Genomic DNA, 21,243 nt, shown 5'->3' on the forward strand with positions numbered 1-21,243 from the left:
CTCCGCTCAGGCGTCCGCCGCCGCTTCGCCGAGCAGGTCCGCCCACATGTTCGGGAAGTCGGGCAGGGTCTTGGCGGTGGTGGCCACGTTCTCGACCTCGACGCCGGGCACGGCCAGGCCGATGACGGCGGCGGCGGTGGCCAGGCGGTGGTCCTCGTAGGTGTGGAAGACGCCGCCGTGCAGCGGGCGGGGGCGGATGCGCAGGCCGTCCTCGGTCTCGGTGACGTCGCCGCCGAGGTCGTTGATCTCCTTGGCGAGCGCGGCGAGCCGGTCGGTCTCGTGCAGGCGCAGGTGGGCGATGCCGTACAGGTGGGACTCGGAGTCGGCGAGCGCGGCGACGGCGGCGATCACCGGGGTGAGCTCGCCGACGTCGTGCAGGTCGGCCTCGATGCCGTGGATGCGGCCGGTGCCGGTGAACTGCAGGCCCTCGTCGGTGAACTCGCAGGCGCCGCCCATCCGGGAGTAGATCTCGCGCAGCTGGTCGCCGGGCTGGGTGGTGTGCTTGGGCCAGTCGCGGACGGTGACCCGGCCGCCGGTGACGAGCGCGGCGGCGAAGAACGGCGCGGCGTTGGACAGGTCGGGCTCGACGACCAGGTCGCGGCCGATCAGGGCGCCGGGGGTGACCCGCCAGACGTCCTTCTCGCCGCCGTCCTCGGGGGCGTCGACCTGGGCGCCGGCCAGGCGCAGCATCTCGACCGTCATCCGGATGTGGGGCAGCGACGGGACGGGGCCGCCGACGTGCCGGACCTCGACGCCGTGGTTGTAGCGGGCGCCGGACAGGAGCAGGGCGGAGACGAACTGGGAGGACGAGGAGGCGTCGAGCTCGACCGGGCCGCCGTCGAGGGCGCCGGTGCCGTGCACGGTGAGCGGGAAGGCGCCGCGGCCCTCGTCGTCGATGCGGGCGCCGAGGGCGCGCAGGGCGTTGATCACGCCGTGCTGGGGGCGCTCGTAGCTGCGCGGGTCGCCGTCGAAGTGGACCGGGCCGTCGGCGAGGACGGCGAGCGGCGGCAGGAAGCGCATGACGGTGCCGGCGTTGCCGACGTCGATGGACGCCGGGCCGAGCAGGGCGGGGGCGGGGATGACGCGCCACGCCTCGCCGCCGCCGGTGCCGCCGGAGTCGTTGTTGACCTTCTCCTCGATGCCGACGCCGAGGGCGCGCAGGCCGTCGGCCATCAGCTGGGAGTCGCGGCTGCGCAGCGGGCGGCGGACCCAGCCGGGCTCGTCGGCCAGTGCCGCCAGCACCAGGGCCCGGTTGGTGACCGACTTGGAGCCGGGGATGGTGACGGTGGCGTCAACGGGGGTGGTCGCGACGGGGGCGGGCCACAGGGTCTCGGTCATGGGGGCCAGTTTAGGGGCCGTACCGGAACGGCCCCCGCTGCGGCCGCATGCCGGGACTGTGGGGGTTCAGTGCAAGGGCTGGAGCAGCCAGCTCGCGCCGAGGGCGAGCGAGGCGAGGGCGACCAGCAGGAAGACGGTGACCCAGGCGAGGCCCGGGACGTGGGTGAGGCGGGCGAGCTGGTCGGCGTCGGAGTCGCGGGCCCAGCCGGTGCGGCGCTGGTGCTGGAGCTCCAGGACCGGGCGGACGGCGCCGAACAGGAGGAACCAGCAGCCGAGGTAGGCGAAGCCGGCCTGGACCTGGGCGCTGCCGAACCAGGAGACGAGGAAGAAGGCGGCGCCGGCGACGAGGACGGTGAACAGGCCGTAGGCGTTGCGGATGCGCACCAGCAGGGCGAGGAGCAGCACGATCGCCAGCCACAGCAGCAGCGTGATGCGGTCGGCGGCGAGCAGGGCGGCGCAGCCGAGGCCGAGCAGGGCGGGGGCGGTGTAGCCGGCGGCGGCGGTGAGGACCATGCCGGGGCCGGTGGGGCGGCCGTAGGAGAGGGTGAGGCCGGAGGTGTCGGAGTGCAGCCGGATCCCGGCGAGCTTGCGGCCGGTGGCGAGGGCGGCGAGGCCGTGGCCGCCCTCGTGGGCGATGGTCACCGCGTTGCGGGTGACGTGCCACAGCGGGCGGGCGAGGACGGCGAGCAGGGCGAGCGCGCCGGTGGCGAGGACCAGCCAGCCGGGCGGGGCGGCCTGGGTGCCGGTCACCCGGTCCCACAGGTCGCCGAGGTCGTGTCCGGTCGTCGGGCTGGGGGTCATGGCGGGGTCTCGCCTCCGTTCGCTGTGCTGGGCCGTTCGGAGCAGCCTCCCATGCGGGGACGGGAGGGCGGGAGGCGGTGGTTCGCTGTTCGGGATGAAGAAGTGGTGAGACCCGGGGCCGTGGCAGAGTGGCCCGCATGTGCGGTCGCTTCGCCTCCAGCAGCAAGCCCGAGGACCTCCTCGACCTCTTCGGGGTCGAGCAGTGGGATCCGGAGGAGACCCTCGCGCCGAACTGGAACGTGGCGCCGACGAACAGCGCGTTCGTGGTGCTGGAGCGGATGTCGAAGGAGCGGCCGGGCGCGGTGCGCCAGCTGCGGGTGCTGCGCTGGGGCCTGGTGCCGCAGTGGTCGAACTCGGCCGAGACGGCGGTGAAGATGATCAACGCCAGGTCGGACACCGTGCACGAGAAGCCCTCCTACCGGCAGGCGTTCGCCTCCCGGCGGTGCATCCTGCCGGTGGACGGCTACTACGAGTGGCAGACGGTGCCCGCCGAGCGCGGCAAGCCGCGCAAGAAGCCGTTCTTCGTCTCCCGGACGGACGGCGCCCCGCTGGCGCTGGCCGGGCTGTACGAGTTCTGGCGCGACCGGGCGGTGCCGGCCGGGCACCCGGCGGCCTGGCTGGTGACGTTCACGATCGTGACGACGGACGCGGAGCCGCTGCTCGCGCCGATCCACGAGCGGATGCCGCTGTTCCTCGACCCGTCCTCGTTCGACGAGTGGCTGGACCCGGGGCAGAGCGACCCGGACGGGCTGCGCCGGCTGCTGATACCCCCGCCGCCCGGCGCGCTGCGGGCCACCCCGGTGTCGCCGGCGGTGGGCAGCATCCGCAACAACGGCCCGGAGCTCAAGGAACCGTGGACCGAGGTCGAGTACGAGACCACGCTGTTCTGACCGTCCGTGCCGGCCGTTCGTCCCGACCGTCCGCGCTGTTCTGACCAACCGAGTTGCGGATCCGTGCCGTTCCGAGAGGGAGCCACCGTTGACGACCACCGAACTCGTCCCCACCGAGGCCGGGGACGCCCGGATCACCTACCACCGGGCGGCAGCCCCGAAGGCGCTGCTGGCCCTCGGGCACGGCGCGGGCGGCGGGACCGGCGCGCGGGACCTCGTCGCGCTGGCCGCGGCGCTGCCGCCGCGCGGGATCACCGTGGCGCTGGTGGAGCAGCCGTGGCGGGTGGCCGGGAAGAAGCTCGGCCCGGCGCCGCGGACGCTGGACCTCGGCTGGCGGCCGGTGGCCGAGCGGCTGGCCGGGCAGGGCCTGCCGCTGGTGGTCGGCGGGCGCAGCGCCGGGGCGCGGGTGGCGTGCCGCACGGGCGCGGCGAGCGGGGCGGTGGGCGTGGTGGCGCTGGCGTTCCCGCTGCACCCGCCGGGCAAGCCGGAGAAGAGCCGGGCGCAGGAGCTGCTGGAGTCGGGGCTGCCGACGCTGGTGGTGCAGAGCGCGGCGGACCCGTTCGGCGGGCCGGCCGAGTTCCCGGAGCTGCCGCGGGGCCACGCGCTGGTGGAGGTGCCGTACGGCAGCCCACGGCTTCGAGGTGCCGAAGCGGGCCCCGGTGGGGCAGGACGAGGTGCTGGAGCTGATCTGCGGGGCGGTCGGGGACTGGGTGCTCGGGCTGCTGTGAGCGCGGGACCGGCGGTGAGCTGCGGTTTTCCCCGGGCGCACCGTTCGCTCACCCGTGCGGGTGAAAGCCGCGCGGGGCCGGGAATGCGGGCGGGGGCCCTGTGGTTGACACCCTCGTCAGCAGATTAACGGGTGAGAGGCAGGGCAGATGGGTTCGATCGCGTGCCCGGAGCGGCCGGAGGAGCGAGAGGCCGCCACGGCGTTCGCTCCCGCCTGGTCCGACTGGATAGTCGCGGGCGAGAAGCCCGTCAGCCCGATATCCTCCATTTCGGGGCGGCCCGCCGTGGGCCGTGCGCGCCATGCCGAGGAGGTGGGTCCGGTCGTCGGGACCGAGCACGAGGCCGAACCCGGCCGTGGCCCGGATGAGGGCCGGCCCGAGGGCGAGGCGCTCACCGGTGAGGAACTGGCCGAGGCGATCGGTGAGGACACCTTCCGGGTGTCGGCCGAGGAGACCGAGGAGGCCCGGCGGGAGCGCTTCGAGCGCGACGCCCTGGGCTACCTGGATCCGATGTACTCGGCCGCGCTGCGCATGACGCGCAACCCGGCGGACGCGGAGGACCTGCTCCAGGAGGCGTTCGCCAAGGCGTACGCGTCCTTCCACCAGTTCCGCGAGGGCACGAACCTCAAGGCCTGGCTGTACCGCATCCTCACCAACACCTTCATCAACTCGTACCGCAAGAAGCAGCGGGAGCCCCAGCGCACCGCCGCCGAGGAGATCGAGGACTGGCAGCTGGCGCGCGCCGAGTCGCACATGTCGACGGGGCTGCGCTCGGCCGAGACCCAGGCCCTGGACCACCTCCCCGACAGCGACGTGAAGGACGCCCTCCAGGCCATCCCGGAGGAATTCCGGATCGCCGTGTACCTCGCGGACGTCGAAGGCTTTGCGTACAAGGAGATCGCGGACATCATGGGTACTCCCATCGGTACGGTGATGTCCCGGCTGCACCGCGGCCGTCGTCAGCTGCGCGGCATGCTGGAGGACTACGCCCGTGAGCGCGGGCTCGTCCCGGCCGGCAGCGGGGCAGGGCAGGAAGCGAAGGGCTCGGGCTCATGAGCTGCGGCGATCCGCACGACACCGAGTGTGGCGAGGTCCTCGACCACCTCTACGAATTCCTCGACAACGAGATGGCCGAGGGCGACTGCGCCAAGCTGCGCGTGCACTTCGAGGAGTGCTCGCCGTGCCTGCGCCAGTACGGCCTGGAGCAGGCGATCAAGGCGCTGATCAAGCGTTCCTGCGGCTGCGACGACACCCCGGCCGACCTGCGCAGCAAGGTGCTGGCCAGGATCGACTCGATCCGCGCCGGGCAGCGCTCGGGCGAGCAGGTCGTGGTGGCCGTCGAGGCCACGGTCGAGATCCACGCGGAGACGGCGCGGCCGGTCCCCGAGGTGGGCGACGCGCCGCAGCCGGGCGTGCGCCCCGGTGCGCCGGTCGAGGCCGGCGCCCAGGCGGAGTAACCGGCCGGGCCCGCCGGCGAGGGCGGGCCGGACGGTCCGGACACGGAGTTCAGCGGCCCCGGGAGCGTGTGCTCCCGGGGCCGCTCCCGTTCTGCTTGCATGCGCCCCTCACTCGTTCGAGTGAGTTGGCGGTGTGCCAACTGCGGCATTGCGCGATCATGCGTCCCCGCGCCCGATGCGCGGCCTATCCTCCTGACGGACACTCACCGCCGGTCCGCCCGGCGCGCTGAGCGCGGAGAGCGGGCCAGGACGGCAGGGAGGTCGAGATCGCTAGCGACAGTGGAGGGGCGGCCCTGCCGGAGGGCGCGACGCGCTACCTCGTGGCCGTTCCGGTGGCGGCGCTCTGCTGCCTGCTGCCGCTGCTGCCCACCGTGGCCCTGCCCGGGGTGCCGCGCTGGCTCGGCTCCCCGGTCGACTGGCCCAAGGTCGGGCTGCTCGGCTTCCTCCACGGCTGCTGGGAGTCGCTCGCCCAGGGCCTGCCCACCCCCTGCCAGCGGCTGGTGCGCCGGCTGCTGCGCCGCCCGGTGCCGGCCGAGCGGGCGCCCGTGCGGCCCGGGGTGAACGCGTTCTTCCCGGTGCTGTTCGCCGGCGTGCTGATGCTCCCGCCGGCCGCCGCCGCGTTCGTCGCCGTGCCGGCGGCGCTGCTCGGCGGCCCGGGCGGGCGCCACTACCGGCAGCGGCAGCTGTGGAACGGCTCCCAGCTCGCGCTGAGCGCCTTCGCCGGCGCCGTCGCCTTCCACCTGCTGCGCGGCCCGCAACTGCTCCTCGGCTCCCGCTTCCCGGCCGCCCTGCTGCCCGGCCTCGCCGCCCTCGTCGCGTTCTGCCTGGTCAACGGCGTCCTGGTGGGCGTCATGCTGATGCTCAGCGAGGGGAGCCGGGCCGACGTCCTGCTGCGCGGGGCGTGCACGGTGTGCGGGCTGCCGGTCCTGGTCCACGCCGCCGGCGGGCTCATGGTCGCCGTCCTGTGGCAGGGCCCGTACGGCGCGTTCGCGGCGCTGCTCGCGCTGCTGCCGCTGTCGATCTCGGCGTGGGTGTTCGCCCAGGGGCACCGCGAGCGCGACGCCCACCAGGCGACCGTCCAGGCGCTCGTGCAGGCCGTCGAGATCAAGGACGCCTACACCCGCGGGCACAGCGAGCGGGTGGGCCGGGCCGCCGTCCTGATCGCCGGTCAGCTCGGCATGGAGGCCGAGCGGCTGCGCACCCTGCGCTTCGCCGCGATCCTGCACGACGTCGGCAAGCTCGGCGTGGCCACCGAGCTGCTCCGCAGAAACGGTCCCCTCACCGACGCCGAGCGCCGGGCCGTCGAGGTCCACCCGGTGTACGGGTACGAGCTGGTGCGCGGCATCGCCTTCCTCGGCGAGGCGCACGCCGGGATCCTGCACCACCACGAGCGGATGGACGGGCGCGGCTACCCCAGCGGGCTGGCCGGCGAGCAGATCCCCGAGTTCGCCCGGATCATCTCGGTCGCCGACGCGTTCGACTCGATGACCTCCACCCGCTCCTACCGCCGCGGGCGGCCGGTGGCCGAGGCCGTCGCCGAGCTGGAACGGTGCTCGGGCAGCCAGTTCGACCCGGTGATGGTCCGCGCGCTGATCGGCGCGCTCGCCGTCCACGACTGGCAGCCGGTGCTGCCCGCCCCGACCGGGGAGTGCCTGCGGGCCGTCCCGGACATCCCGCTCGGCGTGCCGGAGCCCGTCCGGGCCGCCCCGGGCCGGGTGCCCGCCCGGGGCGGGAGCGTCCCCTCGGCCGGGCAGCCGTGAGCGGGCCGCGCCCACGGGAGCGGGCCCGGCCGCGGGACGGCCGGTGGGCGGCGCACACGGTGCGGGTGGCGGCGGCCGGGCTGCTGGCCGCCGCGCTCGTGGCGGTCGCGGCGCGCGGGGTCGAGCAGCCCCGGGTCGCGCTCGCCTTCACCGGGCTGATCGCGCTCGGCGAGTGCGTCCGGATCACCCTTCCGGGCGATCGCGAGCAGGCGCCCATCGGCGCGGCCGGCGCGCTGGCGTACGCGCTGCTCGGGCCGCTGCGCGGGCTGCCGACCGCGCACGGCACGCTGCAGGTGGTCGCCGTCACCGGCGTCGGCCTGCTGCTCGCCTGGCTGCCCGGGCTCGCCCTGCCCCACCCCGGGCGCCCGCACCGGCGGCCACCCTGGGCCGACCCCGTCCGGCGCGACAGCGCCGCCCGCCGGCTGCTCGGCGTCGGGTTCGCCGCCGCCGTCTTCCAGCCGCTCTACAACAGCGGCCTGGTCGACCGCTTCTCGCCCGACGGCCCCGCCTACGGTGTGTTCCTGACCGCCGTCGCCGCGCTCGCCGCCCTCTGCGACGCCACCCTCGCGGCCCTGCTGCGCCGCGACTGGACCCGCGGCCCGGGCCCGAAGGCCGGCCCGAGGACCGGGCTGCGGTTCTCGGCCGCGCTGGAGGACGAGCTGCACGCGCTGTTCGGCATCGGCTCGGCGATCGTCGCCACCGGGATGCTGGTCAGCCTGGCGGCCGGCGAGGTCGGGCTGTGGGCGCTGCCGCTGTTCTGCGCCCCGCTGCTGCTCGCCCAGGTGTCGTTCCGTCGCGCCGCGGCCGTCCGGGCCACCACCGGGCAGACCATCGCCAGCCTGGCCCGCGCCACCGAGGTGGCCGGCTACACCCCGCACGGGCACGCCCGGCGGGTCGCCGACACGGCCTGCGCTCTCGGCCGCGACCTGGGGCTCGGCACCCGCGAACTCGCCCTGCTGGAGTACGCGGCGCTGATGCACGACGTCGGCCAGCTGTCGCTGGTCGAGCCGGTGCCCGACGGCGCCACCGCCCTGCTGCCCTGCGCCGAGCAGCAGCGCATCGCCCGCCTCGGCAGCGAGGTGATCAGCCGCACCGGCGTGCCCCGGCAGGTGGCCGAGCAGGTAGCCCGGCTGGCCGACCCCTACCCGGGACCGGCCGGCGGCGACGGCTCGGTGCCGCTCGCGGCCCGCATCATCCGGGTGGCCAACGCCCACGACGACCTGCTGACGGCCGCCCGGGGGCGCGGCGTCGGCGAGGCGGTCGGGCACCTGGAGGCGCTGGAGGTCCTGCGCCTGGGCCGCGGACGGGTGTACGACGCCCGGGTCGTCGACGCCCTGGCCAGGGTCGGGGGCCAGGCCAGGGCCTGACCGCCCGCCGCCCGCGGCCGGGGGGCGGACACCCGGCGCACCCCCGGTACGGCGGGGGCGGCCGGAAGCGGAGCGCGGCCCCGGTGCGGGCTCCGCGCCCCGGGGTTGAGGTGCGGCGGCGGGGCGGGCAGGCTGGGTAGGGGCGTCCCCGACCCCGGCGGTGGGGAGCGCGCCCGGGGGCGGGCGTGGTTGGATGCGGTCGTAGCGTGGAACACCGACCCGGGGCACCGGGCCCGCATCCCGGAAATCGCGCCATCGTTTTCACGAACTCGGGGCGCGGGAGCGGCGGTACGGGACTTGAGCGGACGACGACGGCAGGGACGAACGTGAGGATCTTCCACCGGGCACGGCACCGGCCGTCCGCCACCTGGCGGCAGACGACCGACCGGGCCTTCACGCTGATCGGCGACGGCCGCTACGAGGACGCCGGCGCGCTGCTCGTGATGGCCGCCGACCTGGAGCCGTGGCTCTCCGACTCCTGGTTCAACCTCGCCCTGCTGCACAAGTTCCGCCGGGACTGGGAGCAGGCCCGTTCGGCCGGCCTGCGGGCCGTCGCCCTGCTGGACCGCGAACAGGGCGCCCCCGACTGGTGGAACCTCGGCATCACCGCGACCGCCCTCCAGGACTGGCCGCTGGCCCGCCGCGCCTGGCAGGCGTACGGGCTGAAGCTGCCCGGCGGCCCGGGCGCGCAGCAGGACGGCCCGGTCGCCCTGGACCTCGGGACGACGCCGGTGCGGCTGTCCCCGGACGGCGAGTCCGAGGTGGTGTGGGGCCGGCGGCTGGACCCGGCCCGCATCGAGGTGCTGTCCATCCCGCTGCCGTCCTCCGGCCGCCGCTGGGGCGAGGTGGTGCTGCACGACGGCGCCCCGCACGGCGAGCGGGTCACGGACGGGATCGCCTACCCGGTGTTCGACGAGATCGAGCTGTGGGCGCCGTCCCCGGTGCCGACCTACGTCGTGCTGCTCCAGGCGGCCACGGCGGGCGACCGGGACGCGCTGGAGCGGATGGTCGCGGACGCGGGCTACGCCGCGGAGGACTGGACGTCCTCGGTGCGGCTGCTGTGCCGGGCCTGCTCGGAGAGCCGGATGGCCTCGGACGACGGCCACACCGCCCACCACGACCCGCACGACGACGGCGACGCGTCGCACCCCGGCCACCTGAGCCACCTGAGCCAGGGCGGCGCCGCCGGGATGTCGTGGCTGGTGGAGCGCGAGTGCGGGATCGCCGCCCCCGCGCACCTGGTGCGCGCGCTGCTGGACCGCTGGGTCGCGGCGGCCCCCGGAAGCCGGGCTTACCGGGATCTCGAAGAGGTCTGCTGAGTACCCTGGTGAGGTACGCGTAGACCTATGGAAGCGGAAGACATGGCGGAGCAGCACGACCACGAGCACGAGCACGACGTGGAGGGGGCCGCGCCCGAGGCACCCGTCAAGGTGATCGGCGAGGAGCCCGACCTCACCAAGGGCACCGCGCGTCCGATCACCGTGGTCGGCAACCCGGTCCTGCACCGCGAGGTCAAGGACGTGACCGCGTTCGACGGCGAGCTGGCGGCCCTGATCGACGACATGTTCCAGTCGATGTACGCGGCCGAGGGCGTGGGCCTCGCGGCCAACCAGATCGGCGTGGACCTGAAGGTCTTCGTCTACGACTGCCCGGACGACGAGGGCGTGCGCCACATCGGCCACGTGATCAACCCGGTGCTGGAGGAGTACCCGGCCGACCGCAAGCGCGTGCTGGACGACGGCAACGAGGGCTGCCTGTCGGTGCCGACCGCGTACGCCGAGCTGCCGCGCCCGGACTTCGCCACGGTGACCGGCGTCGACAAGGACGGCAACCCGATCCGCGTCGAGGGCACCGGCTTCTTCGCCCGCTGCCTGCAGCACGAGACGGACCACCTGTACGGGTTCCTCTACATCGACAGGCTGTCGAAGCGGGACCGCAAGGACGCCCTGCGCCAGATGGCCGAGGGCACCGCGCGCTACGCGACCGTGCCGAACGCGTAAGCACCCCTCCAACACCGCTGCCCCGCACGGACCTTCCGTGCGGGGCAGCGGTGTTTCTCACGGGGCGGTGCCGTCCAGGGCCGGCCCGGGTCCGGTGTGGAGGACCTCGCGGCCCTGCTCGGCGGCGCGGAGGAGCCCTTCGCTGACGAAGTCGAGGAAGCGGGCCGCGTTTTCGAGGCGGGCGGCGGCCGGGGTGCCGCGGCCGAGGACGCCGACGCCCTGGCGCGCGGTCTCGATGAACCGGTCGTTGGACCGGGCGCTGCGGATCATCGACCGGTACCAGAGGTCCGCGTCGACGACGTAGCGCTCGCGGCGGCGCTGGTCGCGTTCCCTGCGGACGAGCTCCAGTCCTTCGAGGAACGTGATCGCCTTGGAGACGGACGCCGGGCTGACCTGGAGGTGCCGGGCGAGTTCGGCGGCGGTCATGCTGCCGGTGTCGGTGGTGTAGAGGCAGCCGAGCACCCGGGCCATCATCCTGGGCAGGCCCGAGGTCGCGAAGACGGTGGTGAGGGCCTCCTCGTAGTCGCGCACGGCCCCGGCGTCGCGTCCGTAGGGCTGTGGGGCCGCCTGCGGCACCTGGACCGCGGCCTGTCCGCGCGAGCGGGTGCGCTGCTGGGTGGCGCGCTGGGCCAGGTCGGCGCGGTAGCCGGCGGCGCCGCCGTTGCGCATCACCTCACGCGTGATCGTGGAGGTCGGACGGTCGAGACGGCGGGCGATCTCGGCGTAGGCGAGGTCGTCGGCCAGCCCGACCGCGATCTGCTGGCGCTCCTGCTGGGTGAGCCTGCCTCCCGGCATCACGACCCCTTTCGTGCCGCGGGTGCTCCCCGGGCGCTGCTCGGCGTTCCCTGACGCTGTCACCATAGCGTTCACCTTCAGTGCATTGCAACGCGTGACTCTTCTGGCGTTGCGTTAATCGCGAGGGCGTTGCAATGATTTCCCCACTCTGACCTGAGTAAATGCTACTCCAAGGCAAAGATTTCGTTGTCGAAATATGGAAAGCAACGTAGTGTTTCCAGCGTTCGGAAAGCAGTAGGCCCCACACACCAGGGAGAGCACGATGCACACGTTCGACACCGCCGCCCCGATCTGCGCCGTCCTGGACATCCCCGGGGGACGCGTCCTGTTCATCGCCGCGGACCGGGCCGACACCGCGGTCGAGATCCTGCCCGCGAACGCCGCGAAGGGCCGCGACGTGAAGGCGGCGGAGCAGACCACGGTCGCGTACGCCGACGGGGTCCTGCGGATCGAGAACCCGGTGAAGTCCCAGTACGTCGGTCCCTCCGGATCCGTCGACGTGACCGTCAAGCTGCCCGCCGGTTCCCGCGTCGAGGCCAAGGCCGCCGCCGCCGAACTCCGGACCGTCGGCCGCCTCGGCGACGTCTCCTTCGAGGGCGCCTACCGCCGGATCAAGCTGGACGAGGCCGCGAGCCTGCGGCTCATCGCGGTCGACGGCGATGTCGAGGTCGGCCGGCTGGGCGGGCCCGCGGAGATCAGCACCGCGCGGGGCGACATCCGGATCGCGGAGGCCACGGGCGGCACCGTCCGCCTCGGCACCCAGTCCGGCGACATCACGGTCGACGCCGCCGCGGGCGTGTCGGCCGCCCTGGACGCCGGCACCGGCCACGGCCGCATCAGCAACGCCCTCAAGAACGACGGCACCGCCGGTCTCGACATCCGCGCCACCACCTCCTACGGCGACATCACCGCGCGCAGCCTCTGACCCGCGCCCTGCGGAACGGCACCCCGCACCACCTGACCCGGCAACACCCACCCACACGTCCTACAAGGAGCACACCATGTCCCTCTCCCTCACCGGCCCCGAGCTGCAGAAGACCATCGAGGAGATCGTTGCTACCGGCTTCGCAGGCATGCAGCTGCGCGTGAACGACGACCGCGGCGAATGGGTCGGCAGCGCGGGAGTACGCGAGCTGGGCGAGAGCGAGAAGCCGCCGGTCGACGGGCGGTTCCGGATCGGCAGCACCACCAAGACCTTCACCGCGACCTTGGTGCTGCAACTGGTGGCCGAAGGCAGGTTCGGGCTGGACAGCCCGGTGGACGACCACCTGCCCCGGTTCGGGCTGGACCGGCGGATCACGGTGCGCATGCTCCTGCAGCACACCAGCGGGCTGTTCAACTACACCGGCGAGTACTACGAGGACGGGACGGTCGCGCCGGGCATCCCCTGGCAGGGCCAGGAGTACGTGGACAACCAGTTCCACACCTACCAGCCCGAGGAGTTGGTCCGGCTGGCGCTGTCCAAGCCGGCCCGGTTCGAGCCGGGAACGGACTGGAGCTACTCCAACACCAACTACGTCCTGGCCAGGCTGCTCGTCGAGCACGTCACCGGCCGCCCCTTCGCCGAGGAGATGCGGCGGCTGATCCTGGAGCCGCTCGGCCTGTCCGGCACCCTGGTGCCGGACGCCTCGCCGGAGATCCCCGAGCCGCACGCCCACGGCTACTACCGGTACGAGGACGCCGGCCAGTGGAAGGTCGTCGACGTCACCCGCTTCGACGTCTCCTGGATCTCCGCCGCCGGCGACATGATCTCGACCACCGAGGACCTCCACACCTTCTTCTCCGCGCTGATGGGCGGCAAGCTCCTGCCGGCCCCCCTGCTCGCCGAGATGCGCACGCCGCACCCCAAACTCGGCTACGGCCTGGGGCTGTTCGTGGAGGAGACGGACGGCGGGACCGTCTTCCACCACAACGGCGGCTTCTGGGGCTGGGGCGCGCTGATGTACAGCTCGCCCGACGGCAGCAGGACTCTGACCGCCTCTCTCACCTGCGGGGACGCCGAACTCGACTTCGTCGCCACGGCCGAGGCGTTCCAGAAGGCGCAGCAGCGGCTCGTCAAGGAGGTGTTCGGCAGTGGGCAGGCCGAGGCGGCCGAGGCGGCTCACGAACCTGCCGCGCCGGCCGCGCCGTTCGAGCCGGTGCTGACCCGTCACGCCGACGCCGAGACCTGTGCCGATCCGAGTTCCGTGATGAGGCTGTTCGCCGACTCGGACGGGACGGCCGACGGCTTCACCAGTTACCGTTCCACGTTCGCGGAAGGCGCCGTCGGGGCTCCCGCGCACGTCCACACCAAGGCGACCGAGCTGTTCTTCGTCATCAGCGGCTCCCTCAGGGTGCTGGTGGGCGAGGAGATCACGGTGCTCGACGCCGGTGACTTCCTGGCCGTGCCGCCGCACACCCCGCACGCCTTCGCCGCGGCGCCCGGCTGCGAGGCGGACGTCCTGTTCGTCTTCACCCCCGGCATGGGCCGGTTCGACTACCTGCGCCTGCTGGGCCGGGTCATGCGCGGCGAGGCCGACCCGAAGGAGATCGCCGAGTCGGCGGAGCGGTTCGACAACCACTACGTCGACAGCCCGGTCTGGCGCGCGGCCCTGGACGCATCGGCCTGATCGCGGATCGGTTCGTCGGACGGTTCCCCTAGGGTGACCGGCGAGATCGCTCGGAACGGTCGTGGAGGGGTGCCGGAGATGTGGTGGAGCAGGAAGCCCGACGGGGAACGGGCGCGGTGGGTGCTCCGACCGCTGGTGGGGGTCGGGCCGCTGCTGTTCGGGATGAGTCCCGGCGAGGTCCGGACGGTTCTGGGCGGGGCGGCCGTCTCCGCTTCGCGGAGCTGGGCGGGCAGGCTGTCCTGGCAGCGGTACCGAGACGTGGGCGTGACCGCGATCTACGGGGTGGACGAGCGCTTGGCCGCCGTGGCGGTGGACGCGCTGACCGGACCGCTGGTGCGGCTGGGGGACGTCGGGCTGATCGCCCGGGTGCCGTCCGAGGTGCGTGCGGATGTTCATGAACTCGCCCGCCGAGATGGCGAATCGGTGAAGGTGAACTGGAGCGGGGATCCCGAGGTGGCGGCCTGGGGGCTGTCGATGGGCGCCGCGCGGGAGCAGAAGGACGCGATGCTCACCGAGGCCCTGCTGGTCGGCCCCGGGCCGGCCGACGATCCGTACGGGACCGAGCCGGTCATCCGGTGGCGCGATGTCCGCGGCTGGGAGAAGAACCCCGGGGCCTGGCCGGTGGCGGCGGAGGAGGACCGGCCCCGCTGGGACTGGACGCCGCTGGTGGCGGTCGGCCCGCTTCGGTTCGGGATGCGTCCGGACCAGGTGGCGGCCGCACTGCACGGCGAGGAGCCGACGACCCGCCGGGGACAGCATCGCGCGCCGAAGATCGGGGCCGGCGAGTGGCGCCTGGACGGGGAGCGGTTCGAGGAGGCCGGTGTGGCCACCCACTACTCGTACCTGAAGGGCGTCCCCACGCTGGCCGCCGTGACCGTGCTCGGCCGCACCGGGCCGCAGGTCGAGTTCGAGGGCATCCGGCTGATCGGCAGGACGGTCTCCACTCTTGAGGCGGCCCTGGTCCGGCACCTCGAAGACCGCGGGATCGACGTGGTCGTCGGCTGCGGCGAAGACCTGGAACTGGACGGGCTGGGCATGTACCTCCGGGCCACCCGAGCCGGGGACACCGTGATCAGCGAGGCCCGGTTCTGCGAAGCGGAGTGGGAAGACCACGGCTGACGAGCCCCGCGCGCAGGAAGTCGGCGACACCGACTTCCTGCGCCGTCGTGCGTGAGCCCGCCGGGCGGAGGCGTTCGCCTTGTGGTCCGGGCTCAGCGCTTGGTGCCGTCCACGATGACCGGCGTGCCGTTGGTGCCGCAGGGGCTGGCGTAGACGGGGTTCTTCTCGGCGGCGGCCTTGAAGGCCTCGATGCACTGGCTCAGCAGGATCTTGTCGGTGAGCGAGTTGGCGATCGCGGCGTTGGCGGCGGCGGTGCTGTCGGCCTCGATCCTGCGCTTCTCGGCCTCGGCCTTGGCCGTGAGCACGGCGGCCTGTGCCTGGGCGGTGGCCTGGTCCTGCTGGATCTTCTGGTCGATCGCCTTCTGCAGGGCGTCGTTCGGCCGGACGTTGCGCAGGTTGACGCCGTTGACGAGGATGCCGCGCGGGGCGAGCCGGTCGGTGATCAGCTTGTCGATCTCGGCGCTGATCGCCTCCCGCTGCGAGCTGTAGCCCTCGACGCTGGTGTGGCGGGCGAAGACGTTGCGCACGATCTCCCGGCTGTCCGGGTAGACCAGCCGCTGCTGGACGGCGTCGGCGCTGCCGGCCAGCTTGAACAGCTCGACGGTGTGCTCGGGGTCGATCGACCACTTCACCGTGATGTCGGCGTACAGCACCCCGCCCTCGGAGGAGTGGACCTCGACGGTGGAGTCACCGGTCAGGTTGAGATCGGAGGGGCGGGTCGAGAAGGTCGTCACGTCGGTCAGCGGCGACTTGAAGTGGAGCCCGGGCTGCCAGGTGCGGCCGACCTTGCCGAGGCTGGTGGGCACCGCGACGTCCGTCGGCCCGACCACGTGCACGAAGGTCGTGAGCCCCAGGAGCAGCCCGAGCGCCCCGGCGAGGACGCCGCCGAGGGTGACCGGCCAGGAGCCGATCCTGCGCCACCGCAGTATGAGCAGGCCGGTGCCGACGGCCAGGAACAGCAGGGACAGGATGAGCATGGTGGGGTCCCCCGGGCTGGAGTGATCAAGACGGACGGCCGCAGCCTAGGAGGCCCGTCGACGTCCTGAAGTCGCTTCAGATGCTGTTCATACGATCGATGCCGCACGTTGGTTCGATGACGGCGGTGACTCTTCTCCGGCGGGGCCTCGCGAGGAGCGAGGGGGTCAAACAGTGGTGCCCCGCACGGGCTTGGCCGTGCGGGGCACCACTGTCGTATCCGAAGGCCTAGAACTCGTCGTCGAAGGAGACGGAGCCCTCGACGGCGACCTGGTAGGCGGAGACCCGGCGCTCGAAGAAGTTGGTCAGCTCCTGGACGTTCTGCAGCTCCATGAAGCCGAACGGGTTCGTCGAGCCGTAGCGGATCGGCATGCCGAGGCGGGCCAGGCGCTGGTCGGCGACGGCTTCCAGGTACTGCCGCATCGAGTCCGTGTTCATCCCGACGAGACCGTCACCGCACAGGTCCTGGGCGAACTGGAGCTCGGCCTCGACGGCCTCCTCCAGCATCTCCGTGACCTGCTTGGCCATCTCGTCGTCGAAGAGGTCGGGCTCCTCCTCGCGGACGGTGTCCACCACCGACATCGCGAAGTCCATGTGCATGGACTCGTCGCGGAACACCCAGTTGGTGCCGGTAGCCAGGCCGTGCAGCAGGCCGCGCGAGCGGAACCAGTACACGTACGCGAAGGCGCCGTAGAAGAACAGGCCCTCGACGCAGGCCGCGAAGCAGATCAGGTTCAGGAGGAACGCGCGGCGGTCCTCCTTGGTCTGCAGCGAGTCGATGTGGTCGACCGCGTTCATGTACTTGAAGCAGAACTGGGCCTTCTGGTGGATGGAGGGGATGTTCTCCACCGCGGCGAAGGCGGCGTTGCGGTCCTCGGGGTCGGGCAGGTAGGTGTCGAGCAGCGTCAGGTAGAACTGGACGTGCACGGCCTCCTCGAACAGCTGGCGCGACAGGTACAGGCGCGCCTCCGGGGAGTTGATGTGCTTGTAGAGGCTCAGCACCACGTTGTTCGCGACGATCGAGTCGCCGGTCGCGAAGAACGCCACGAGCCGGCCGATCAGGTGGCGCTCGCCCTCGCTGAGCTTCGCCAGGTCGGCGACGTCGGAGTGCAGGTCCACCTCCTCGACGGTCCAGGTGTTCTTGATCGCGTCCCGGTACCGGTCGTAGAACGACGGGTAGCGCATCGGGCGCAGCGTCAGCTCGAAGCCGGGGTCGAGCAGCATCTTGCGGTCGTTCTCGGTGGTGCTCACTGGCAGGCCTCGCAGGACTCGGGGTTCTCCAGGGAGCAGGCGAGGGCGGCTTCCTGCTCCGGGGTGAGGGTCGGCGTGCCCACCGGGATCGTGTTGGCGGGCACCGGCGCGGCGGCGCGGGCGGCACCCGGCGCGGCCTGGGCGATGCGGGTCGCCGGGCGCGAGCGCAGGTAGTAGGTGGTCTTCAGACCGACCTTCCACGCGTACGCGTACATCGAGCTGAGCTTGCCGATGGTCGGCGCGGCCATGAACAGGTTGAGCGACTGGCTCTGGTCGATGTACGGCATGCGGGCCGCGGCCAGGTCGATCAGCGCGCGCTGCGGCAGCTCCCAGGCCGTCCGGTAGAGCGAACGGACCTCGGCCGGCAGCCAGTTGAAGTCCTGGACCGAGCCGTTGGAGTCGCGCAGCGCGTCCCGGGTCTGCTGGTCCCAGACGCCGAGCTCCTTGAGCTCGCGCACCAGGTACGGGTTGACCTGGAGGAACTCGCCGGAGAGCGTCTCGCGCTTGAACAGGTTGGACACCTGCGGCTCGATGCACTCGTACACGCCGGCGATCGAGGCGATCGTCGCGGTCGGCGCGATGGCCAGCAGCAGCGAGTTGCGCAGGCCCGTGACGGCGATGCGGGCGCGCAGCGCCTCCCAGCGGTCGGCCCACTGCGGGGCGGCCGACGGGAAGTGATCGATGTGCAGCTCGCCGCGGGCGGCGCGGGTCTCGCCGTACGCCTCGTGGCGGCCCAGCTGCTCGGCCAGGTCGGCGGAGCGCTCGTAGGCGGTGAGCATGATGCGCTCGGCGATGAGCGTGGACAGCTGCGCGGCCTCGGCCGAGTCGAAGTCGATCCGCAGCTTGAAGAAGACGTCCTGCAGGCCCATCACGCCGAGGCCGACCGGCCGCCAGCGGGAGTTGGAGGCGCCGGCCTCGACCGTCGGGTAGAAGTTGATGTCCACCACGCGGTCGAGGAAGGTCACGGCCGTGCGGACGGTGGCGTCCAGGCGCTCCCAGTCCATGGCGTCGGCCAGGTCCTCGACGCAGGCCCCGTCGGCCACGTGGGCGCCGAGGTTGACCGAGCCGAGGTTGCACACGGCGGTCTCGGAGTCGTCCGTGACCTCCAGGATCTCGGTGCACAGGTTGGAGGAGTGCACCGTGCGGCCCGGCAGCGCGGTCTGGTTGGCGGCGCGGTTGGAGGCGTCCTTGAAGGTCATCCAGCCGTTGCCGGTCTGCGCGAGGGTGCGCATCATGCGGGCGTAGAGGGTCTGCGCGGGGATGGTGCGCACGGCCTTGCCGGCCTGCTCGGCCTTGCGGTAGGCCTCGTCGAACTCCTCGCCCCACAGGTCGACGAGCTCGGGCACGTCGGCGGGGGAGAACAGCGACCAGTCGGCGTTGGCGTTCACGCGGCGCATGAACTCGTCCGGGATCCAGTGCGCCAGGTTCAGGTTGTGGGTGCGGCGCGCCTCCTCACCGGTGTTGTCGCGCAGCTCCAGGAACTCCTCGATGTCGGCGTGCCAGGTCTCCAGGTAGACGCAGGCCGCGCCCTTGCGGCGGCCGCCCTGGTTGACCGCGGCGACCGAGGAGTCGAGGGTGCGCAGGAACGGGACGATGCCGTTGGACTTGCCGTTGGTGCCGCGGATCAGGCTGCCGCGCGAGCGGATGCGCGAGTAGGACAGGCCGATGCCGCCGGCGTGCTTGGACAGCCGGGCGATCTGCGCGTAGCGGTTGTAGATCGAGTCGAGGTTGTCCAGCGGCGAGTCGAGCAGGTAGCAGCTCGACATCTGCGGGTGGCGGGTGCCGGAGTTGAAGAGCGTCGGCGAGGAGGTCAGGTACTCCAGACGGCTCATCAGGCCGTACAGCTCGGCGACCTCGCGCACCGACTGCTCGCTGTCGCCGACCGCCAGGCCGCAGGCGACGCGGAGCAGGAAGTGCTGCGGGGTCTCGACGACCTTGCGGGTGATCGGGTGGCGCAGCAGGTAGCGGGACTGCACGGTGCGCAGGCCGAAGTACTCGAAGCGGTCGTCGCCCTGGGGGTCGATCAGCGCGTCGAGGGCGGTGGCGTGCTTGGCGACGAACGCGGCGGTGGTGTCGCCGATGAGGCCCTCGGCGTGGCCGACGGCGACGGAGGCGGCGAAGGAGACGGCGCCCTGGCCGACGGCCTCGTCGACGATCTCCAGGGCGAGCAGGCGGGCGGCCAGCTTCGAGTACTGGGGGTCCTCGGCGATCATCGACGCGGCGGCGTCCACGGCCAGCCCGCGCAGCTCGGCGAAGTCCGAGCCGGCGTGGCGCCCGCGCAGCGCGGCGGCGGCGACGTGGCCGGGGTCCACCTGGGGGAGATCGGCGCTGCGGTCGGTGAGGAGTCGCAGGAGCGCGCCGCCGGGGTCGGAGACCGTCGGGTCGGCGGGGGCGGAGCCGGTGCCCTGGGTGGGCAGGGTGGCTGAGGCAGCGATGGTCAAGGCGCTCTCTCCTGGCGGCGATCGGCGGCGGTGATCGGAGTACCGGGCCGTTCGGGGCAGGGGCGCACGCGCGCGGGCACGCAAGGGTGCGTCGCACGACGGTGTCATCCCCGGCCCGCCCGCGAGGCTCGGAACGTACTGCGTGTGCTGCCGGCCTCTGCGGGAGGGCCTCTGCACGCCGTCGGCAGGTACTCGGACTCGCGGGAGAGGCTCTGTTGAGCCGCCCGCACACCGCTGCGGGGCAGTCCCGGACTCGCACCGGGTTCCCCTGCGTCGACAGCAGGGATGAGCATACATCTAGTGCCGGGAATCCGATGCAGCCCCACATGTAGTGTCGCGCGGCACAGTTGTTCGAGCCCGCGTGCGATAAACTGCTCAGGCCGGGGGGTGCCATTCCTGGCTCGTGCGGGTGTCGCACGGGCGCATCCGCACCTGCGTCGCGCCGCTCGCGGCCGTTCCCGGAGAAGCGCCCGGAGAGGTCCCCGAGGGGGCCGCCGGGTTCGCCGGGTTGTCGATGCAGCGCCCCGAGTCCTGGTTCGCGAGCTGTCCCGTCGGGGTCACCCGCCAGCGCTGGTCGGGCCGCGCGGTGCACGCGGTGAGGACGGGGAAGCCGATCGCGGGGTCCTCGACGCAGCGGCCGGACTGGCCGATCGAGCCGTCGTCCGCCATCGTCCAGGTCTGGGCCGGGGAGCCGTCGCAGGTGCCCGCGCCGACCGCCGCCGGGTCGCCGCCGACCCGGCTGTCCAGGCACAGGCCCGGCAGGGCCGAGGTGATCGCGCCGCTGGGCTGCCCGGCGGCGGCCTGGAAGGAGAACGAGTCGCTGCCGAGCCCGGCGCCGCCGTCCCAGATCTCGAAGCCGGCCTGGACGGCGCACAGGTAGGAGCCGGCCGGGACGTAGCCGCGCTGGACGGCGTCGCGGGTGAAGGCCCGCAGGTCCAGGTCGGTGACGGAGGCCGTGCTGGTGGCCATCTCGTAGGTGATCAGGGTGTGGCTGCCCGTCTTCGGCGCCTGGAACACGCGGTAGGAGGTGCCGCCGGCCTTGAGCTCGCCGGCCTCGTCGCCGAAGGGGGTCTTGCCGTTGCCGCGCAGCCAGATCATCAGCTCGGCGCTCTCGGTGAACGAGCAGCTGGTGCGGCTGTTGCTGTACCAGATGTCGTACGAGGCGTTGTAGACGCCCGAGTCGACCTGGGTGGTGTGCCAGCTGCTGGTCGCGTAGCGCAGGTTGTTGACGGGGATCGGCAGCGGCCCGGTGCCCGGCTGGAACTGGGTGCTGATGTGCGGGTACGCGCCGGGGCCGCGCAGCGGGTCGGTCAGGCTGGCCGGGCCGACGCCGCTGCGGGTGACCTTGAAGCCGGTGGCGCCGTCGGTGCTGCTGATGCACAGGCCCCCGGTGGCGTTCCACTCGTTGGGGTTGATCAGGTAGCGGCCGGAGTCCACGGTCTGCGAGGGGTAACGGTTCTGCGCGGTGGAGCACAGCTCGCCGGCGGTCGCGGCGGGCAGCGGGGTGACCACGGGGGCGGCCTTGACCGGTCCGGCGGGATCCTTCTGGTCCCGGGGGAGCAGCAGGGCGCACAGGACCAGCGCGAGGACGGCGGCCGGTGCGAGCGCCCACCACGGGCGCCGGCCGGCGGGTCCGGCGCCGGGTATGGCGGGGTTGGTCATGGGGTGCTCGCCTCCCTGCTGCTGCGTGGTCGTGCGGTCCGTCGGCCGGACCT

17 protein-coding genes, 2 pseudogenes and 1 riboswitch are annotated in these 21,243 nt (G+C 73.0%); of the genes and pseudogenes, 12 read left to right on the forward strand and 7 right to left on the reverse strand.

From position 1 onward, the window contains the following. Positions 1-6 precede the first annotated feature (6 nt). Together aroA and ACFVU9_RS26600 are read right to left on the reverse strand one after the other, a co-directional pair. Complete coding sequence (aroA, locus tag ACFVU9_RS26595) at positions 7-1,338, reverse strand: 3-phosphoshikimate 1-carboxyvinyltransferase (protein ID WP_380438484.1); 1,332 nt, start codon at positions 1,336-1,338, stop codon at positions 7-9. A 66-nt stretch (positions 1,339-1,404) separates the two neighbouring features. Next, on the reverse strand, positions 1,405-2,139 hold the full coding sequence (locus ACFVU9_RS26600) for a M50 family metallopeptidase (protein ID WP_380438486.1): 735 nt from the start codon (positions 2,137-2,139) through the stop codon (positions 1,405-1,407). 137 nt (positions 2,140-2,276) lie between these two features. Here ACFVU9_RS26600 and ACFVU9_RS26605 point away from each other — a divergent pair, with 137 nt between their 5' ends. The 8 genes and pseudogenes from ACFVU9_RS26605 (at position 2,277) to def (ending at position 10,338) form a co-directional block, all read left to right on the forward strand. Next, entirely contained in the window at positions 2,277-3,029 is a 753-nt protein-coding gene (locus tag ACFVU9_RS26605; protein WP_387597500.1) for an SOS response-associated peptidase, read from the forward strand. A gap of 88 nt (positions 3,030-3,117) precedes the next feature. Next, positions 3,118-3,757: pseudogene (locus ACFVU9_RS26610) on the forward strand (alpha/beta family hydrolase). Positions 3,758-4,066: 309 nt separating this feature from the next. Then, a complete protein-coding gene (locus ACFVU9_RS26615; protein WP_308130030.1) occupies positions 4,067-4,810 on the forward strand; it encodes a sigma-70 family RNA polymerase sigma factor in 744 nt (247 codons plus the stop codon). Next, positions 4,807-5,211, forward strand: a complete 405-nt coding sequence (gene rsrA / locus ACFVU9_RS26620) for a mycothiol system anti-sigma-R factor (protein WP_380438493.1) — start codon at positions 4,807-4,809, stop codon at positions 5,209-5,211. Before ACFVU9_RS26615 ends, rsrA begins: the two co-directional genes overlap by 4 nt. Before the next feature lie 320 nt (positions 5,212-5,531). Then, a complete protein-coding gene (locus ACFVU9_RS26625) occupies positions 5,532-6,971 on the forward strand; it encodes an HD-GYP domain-containing protein (protein ID WP_380438495.1) in 1,440 nt (479 codons plus the stop codon). Continuing rightward, positions 6,968-8,338, forward strand: a complete 1,371-nt coding sequence (locus tag ACFVU9_RS26630) for an HD-GYP domain-containing protein (RefSeq protein ID WP_380438497.1) — start codon at positions 6,968-6,970, stop codon at positions 8,336-8,338. The genes ACFVU9_RS26625 and ACFVU9_RS26630 overlap by 4 nt, the downstream gene beginning before the upstream one ends. 326 nt (positions 8,339-8,664) lie before the next feature. After that, positions 8,665-9,657: a tetratricopeptide repeat protein gene (locus ACFVU9_RS26635; protein WP_387597505.1), complete on the forward strand. Its 993-nt coding sequence runs from the start codon at positions 8,665-8,667 to the stop codon at positions 9,655-9,657. A 27-nt stretch (positions 9,658-9,684) separates the two neighbouring features. Then, positions 9,685-10,338 carry a peptide deformylase gene (gene def, locus ACFVU9_RS26640; protein WP_380438501.1) on the forward strand — a complete coding sequence of 218 codons (654 nt, stop codon included), beginning with the start codon at positions 9,685-9,687 and terminating at the stop codon, positions 10,336-10,338. Positions 10,339-10,395: 57 nt separating this feature from the next. Here the strand turns inward: def and ACFVU9_RS26645 are convergent, their stop codons facing one another. Continuing rightward, positions 10,396-11,133 carry a helix-turn-helix domain-containing protein gene (locus ACFVU9_RS26645; protein WP_387597507.1) on the reverse strand — a complete coding sequence of 246 codons (738 nt, stop codon included), beginning with the start codon at positions 11,131-11,133 and terminating at the stop codon, positions 10,396-10,398. Between the two features lie 262 nt (positions 11,134-11,395). Between ACFVU9_RS26645 and ACFVU9_RS26650 the strand changes: the two genes are divergently transcribed. The 4 genes and pseudogenes from ACFVU9_RS26650 (at position 11,396) to ACFVU9_RS26665 (ending at position 14,861) form a co-directional block, all read left to right on the forward strand. Further along, positions 11,396-12,058 carry a DUF4097 family beta strand repeat-containing protein gene (locus tag ACFVU9_RS26650; protein ID WP_380438505.1) on the forward strand — a complete coding sequence of 221 codons (663 nt, stop codon included), beginning with the start codon at positions 11,396-11,398 and terminating at the stop codon, positions 12,056-12,058. Positions 12,059-12,134: 76 nt separating this feature from the next. Beyond that, positions 12,135-13,202, forward strand: a pseudogene (locus ACFVU9_RS26655) (serine hydrolase domain-containing protein); the annotation flags it as partial. A 69-nt stretch (positions 13,203-13,271) separates the two neighbouring features. Further along, complete coding sequence (locus ACFVU9_RS26660) at positions 13,272-13,742, forward strand: cupin domain-containing protein (protein WP_380505145.1); 471 nt, start codon at positions 13,272-13,274, stop codon at positions 13,740-13,742. Between the two features lie 264 nt (positions 13,743-14,006). Further along, positions 14,007-14,861, forward strand: coding sequence for a hypothetical protein (locus ACFVU9_RS26665; protein ID WP_387597509.1), 855 nt, complete (start codon positions 14,007-14,009; stop codon positions 14,859-14,861). A gap of 92 nt (positions 14,862-14,953) precedes the next feature. Here ACFVU9_RS26665 and ACFVU9_RS26670 read toward each other — a convergent pair whose 3' ends face one another. The 4 genes from ACFVU9_RS26670 to ACFVU9_RS26685 all read right to left on the reverse strand — a co-directional run bounded on the left by ACFVU9_RS26670 (position 14,954) and on the right by ACFVU9_RS26685 (position 21,190). Further along, positions 14,954-15,838: a prohibitin family protein gene (locus ACFVU9_RS26670; RefSeq protein WP_387597512.1), complete on the reverse strand. Its 885-nt coding sequence runs from the start codon at positions 15,836-15,838 to the stop codon at positions 14,954-14,956. 226 nt (positions 15,839-16,064) lie between these two features. Further along, a complete protein-coding gene (locus ACFVU9_RS26675) occupies positions 16,065-17,060 on the reverse strand; it encodes a ribonucleotide-diphosphate reductase subunit beta (protein WP_380438601.1) in 996 nt (331 codons plus the stop codon). Between the two features lie 23 nt (positions 17,061-17,083). Next, positions 17,084-19,528 carry a ribonucleoside-diphosphate reductase subunit alpha gene (locus ACFVU9_RS26680; protein ID WP_380438511.1) on the reverse strand — a complete coding sequence of 815 codons (2,445 nt, stop codon included), beginning with the start codon at positions 19,526-19,528 and terminating at the stop codon, positions 17,084-17,086. Between the two features lie 165 nt (positions 19,529-19,693). Further along, positions 19,694-19,838, reverse strand: a riboswitch (cobalamin riboswitch). Between the two features lie 65 nt (positions 19,839-19,903). Continuing rightward, on the reverse strand, positions 19,904-21,190 hold the full coding sequence (locus ACFVU9_RS26685; RefSeq protein ID WP_380438513.1) for a ricin-type beta-trefoil lectin domain protein: 1,287 nt from the start codon (positions 21,188-21,190) through the stop codon (positions 19,904-19,906). Positions 21,191-21,243: the final 53 nt, after the last annotated feature.

This window comes from Kitasatospora sp. NPDC057936 (assembly GCF_042887525.1).
In the GTDB taxonomy this organism is placed as follows: Bacteria; Actinomycetota; Actinomycetes; order Streptomycetales; family Streptomycetaceae; genus Kitasatospora.